Annotated in this window: 3 protein-coding genes; 1 reads left to right on the top strand and 2 read right to left on the bottom strand. The window is 62.6% G+C overall.

The window, feature by feature from the left end; genetic code table 11:
- Positions 1–483, bottom strand: a 483-nt coding sequence (locus V7080_RS24810; RefSeq protein WP_334191047.1) for a LysR family transcriptional regulator, incomplete at its 3' end; no start/stop codon positions are given.
- 148 nt (positions 484–631) lie between these two features.
- Between V7080_RS24810 and V7080_RS24805 the strand changes: the two genes are divergently transcribed.
- Complete coding sequence (locus V7080_RS24805; protein WP_334191046.1) at positions 632–1,009, top strand: cupin domain-containing protein; 378 nt, start codon at positions 632–634, stop codon at positions 1,007–1,009.
- Positions 1,010–1,267: 258 nt separating this feature from the next.
- Here the strand turns inward: V7080_RS24805 and V7080_RS24800 are convergent.
- Positions 1,268–3,459: DUF6351 family protein (locus tag V7080_RS24800; protein ID WP_334191045.1), on the bottom strand; the 2,192-nt coding region annotated here is incomplete at its 5' end.

Raw genomic sequence — 3,459 nt, 5'->3', positions numbered from 1 at the left:
CTGCACACCAATCTGGCGGCTGGCCAGCCGCGAGTCTTCCAGGGGCATGATGCGGATGGCCGCATCCATGCCGTCCTTGATCAGGTCGCACACCTGGTCCGTCAGGCGGACGTCGGCCGTCATGCCGGGATGGCGCAGCAGCAGGTCCGCGACCACCGGAAGCACCATGCGCTTGCCATAGGCAATCGGCGCATTGATGCGCAATTCACCGCGCGGTTCGCCGCCCGTGCCTGCGGCGAGCGCTTCGAGTTCGTCGATATCGGCCAGGATTTTTTCGCAACGCGCAAACAGCGCCTCGCCGTCGGAGGTCAGCGAGACCTGCCGTGTCGTGCGGTGGAACAGCTTGATGCCGAGCTGTTCTTCCAGCCGGACGATGCGCTTGGCGACGGTCGATGGCGTGACGCCGAGTTCGCGTCCGGCCCGGGCGAAACTGCCGTGCCGGGCGGCACAGGCAAAGGCGAAGAACTGGCTGAATCCGCTCATCCTGGACTCCGGAATTGAGGAAAATTTTTCCTCAATATTATGCCACCCATGGTTATTCCGGAATCACCGGCAATGATCGATACTGCCCTGCATCCGTCCTCCGGACGGTCCGGTAAACCATATCCAATCAACCATGAGGAGCGATGACATGTACGTGCTTTCCAACCAGGTACCGAGCCCGAGCGGCATTCCCGGAATCGATCACGCCACGCTGGCGGGCAGCGCCGATGGCTTGCGCAAAATTTCAGTTTGGCAGCAGTCGGTTGCGCCGGGCGGCGCGACGCCGCCGCACAGGCATGATTGCGAGGAAGTGGTGATGTGCAGCGCCGGCGAGGGCGAACTGCATATCGCAGGCAAGGTCGAGCGCTTCGGCCCGAATACGACCATTGTGATTCCCGCCAACGCCGACCACCAGATCATCAGCGTCGGCAAGGAGCCGCTGCAGTTCGTCGCGGTGTTTTCGATGAGCCCGGTCGAGGCGCATTTTCCTGACGGCCAGTCCATCGCCCTGCCCTGGAAGTCATAGATCAGGCGTTCCAACTCTGTTCGATGAGCGCTTCTCTTGGTCGATGAGCTGAACTTGCAATTCGAAAAATCACGTCGTTTTTTTTAAGGGCATTGCATCTTCAAGCGACGTCACAAGAACATTTCTGATCACCCGAGCAAGAAAAAAAAGGACCCGCATTCCACGGGTCCTTTTCTCATTCCGCCAGCAAAAGCGGTACCGAAACGCCATCCACCGCACCGGGCATTCCTGCCACCCGGCGGGCGAACGGCAGTCCCGTCAGTCCACCTTCTTCACGAACTCGCCCGGGTTCGTATAGTGCAGCCACGTTCCCGCCAGCGGACGCTGGCCGATGCCCGGCTTGCTGTAGTCACACACGCCTTCCGGGAAGACGGCGTTCAGGCGGGCCAGCTCGGGCGCGGTGAACGCCTGCTTGTAATCCGCGGCATCGATCGGACGCAGCTCGCACTTCACGATGTCGGAAGCCGCCGGCTCCCCTGCGACGCCGCGCGGATAGGAATATCCCGGATACAGCGTATTGCAGGTCGACGAACCACGCGTGCCGAGGAACTGCTTCTCCTTGATGAACACGGGTGCGGCGACGCCGCTGGCGCCGGGTGCCCAGCAGCCGTCCGACAGGTTGGCCGGCTTGTTGCGGATGACCTTGTCGCGGCGCGGGGCGTCCGTGGTGTCGGCCTCGATCCTGGCCAGCCATTCATCCATCCGGGCCAACGCCTGCATGCCGATGAAGGCCGTGTTGATGGAGCCGCCGTTCCACATCACCATGTTGTCCGCGTTGCCGTTCGACTTGATGAGCCGCTCGCGCGTCATGTAATGGAAGAACTTCAGGTGCAGGTCGCCGGTGGGCAGCTCCTCCGTGTCGAGCTGGTCCCAGTCGATGATCGGCATGGAAGCCAGCCCGCCATTGCCGAGCATGATGCGGCCCGTCTGGTAGGCGTTGGCGATGCCGATCGGGTCGCCTTGGGTGCGCTGCGGCGTGAAGGTGCCGTTGATGTCGTAGCCGCCGATCTTTTCATTCAGGTCGAGGAATTGCTCCTTTGTGATCCTGCCTTCGTTCAGGGCGCCGAGGCCGTATTGCACGCCGACGTTGTCCATCGCGCGGCGCGCATAGCCGGTATCCGGGTCGCGGCCGAACATGTTCACGCCATGGTCCCAATGGGTTGGCCGTGCGCCCATCGGATTGGTGACCGGATCGAAGCGCGCGCCTTGCGGCACGACGGCATTGAATACCGCCGAGGTATAGCCGTTCGGACGGTTGGCGATGGTGTCGAAGCGGTTGGCCCAGACCGAGTTCTGGTTGTTAACGTGGTTGTAGCCCCAGTAGCCGGATGCGGACGCCAGTTCTACCTGCGTCCATGCGGTGCCCTTGTTGAAGTTGAAGTAGTTGTAGAGCAGGCGCGCATCGGTGCTGGCCGGGTTGCTCGGGTCGGGGAAACTGCAGCTCGGGATGATGCCGTCCAGCAGTCCGGGATAGTTGTTGCCGATCATGTACTGCTGCATTGCCGCGCCGGAGCAGCTCCAGCCGATGGTGTAGTTCGGCCGGCCGACAGTTTCGATGAAGCGCTCCTTGACCATCATGACGGTCTCGGCGGAGAGCACATCGTTGCAGTTGGTGCCGAATACATTCAGCGAGGCCGATGCCAGGCCGTAGCCCTGCGAAAGAATGTCGTGGTTCAGCACGCCGCCGGTGGCATTGCCCTGCCGGTACCAGCCGCCGCCGCATCCGCCGCCGAAGGGATACACCAGCCGCTTGTTCCATCCTTTCGTGGTGGCGGTCGGATCGATCGATGCCTCCGACTTCGGATCGTGCAGGATCGCGGTCTGGTAGATCGCGCGGTTGATCGTCCCCGTCTCGAGGCGCACGATATAGGGTACCGTCGCGCCGTCCTTCGTGGTGGTCGTGGTCATGTCGGCGGGCGCCGCCGCGTTGGCGTCATAGGGCTTGTAGCTGTTGTCGAGCGCACGGTACAGGTAGTGCACCTGGGTCGGCACCGAACAGTTTTCATCGGTGGCGGCGCCGAGCAGCGGACCATTCGGATATATGCGGAAGGTATCGGTCTGGCAGAGATACGGCTTCTGGTGCGGACCCGAGAAGACAGGTCCGGTGACCGGGTAATTGGTGAGGTGCAGCTTGCCGGACGTGCCGACCCAGCGGGCCACGATGGTGTTTCCGCCCTCCTTCAATCCGGTGACGAGACCGATCATGTGGCCCTCGTTCATCGGGTCCGGCTTGAAGGCGGAGGACTGGTCCTCGCCGTTCACTTCCACCACCAGCGTGCGCCGGCCATTGGCGTCGGATACTTTCGGCAGCATCACATCGATCAATGCGTCGCCACCGGTCACGTACTCCGGTTTGGAGGACGCAAGGCGGATGACCGGCGCGGATGCGGGCGTGCCTTTCGCATTCTCGACACGGCTGGCGACGCTGGCACCGCCCTGCCCGGCGACGT

Source organism: Noviherbaspirillum sp., assembly GCF_036846085.1.
Classification (GTDB): domain Bacteria; phylum Pseudomonadota; class Gammaproteobacteria; order Burkholderiales; family Burkholderiaceae_D; genus Noviherbaspirillum.
The sequence above is the reverse complement of the archived record's forward strand: the minus strand, read 5'-3'. Positions and strand labels throughout refer to the sequence as shown.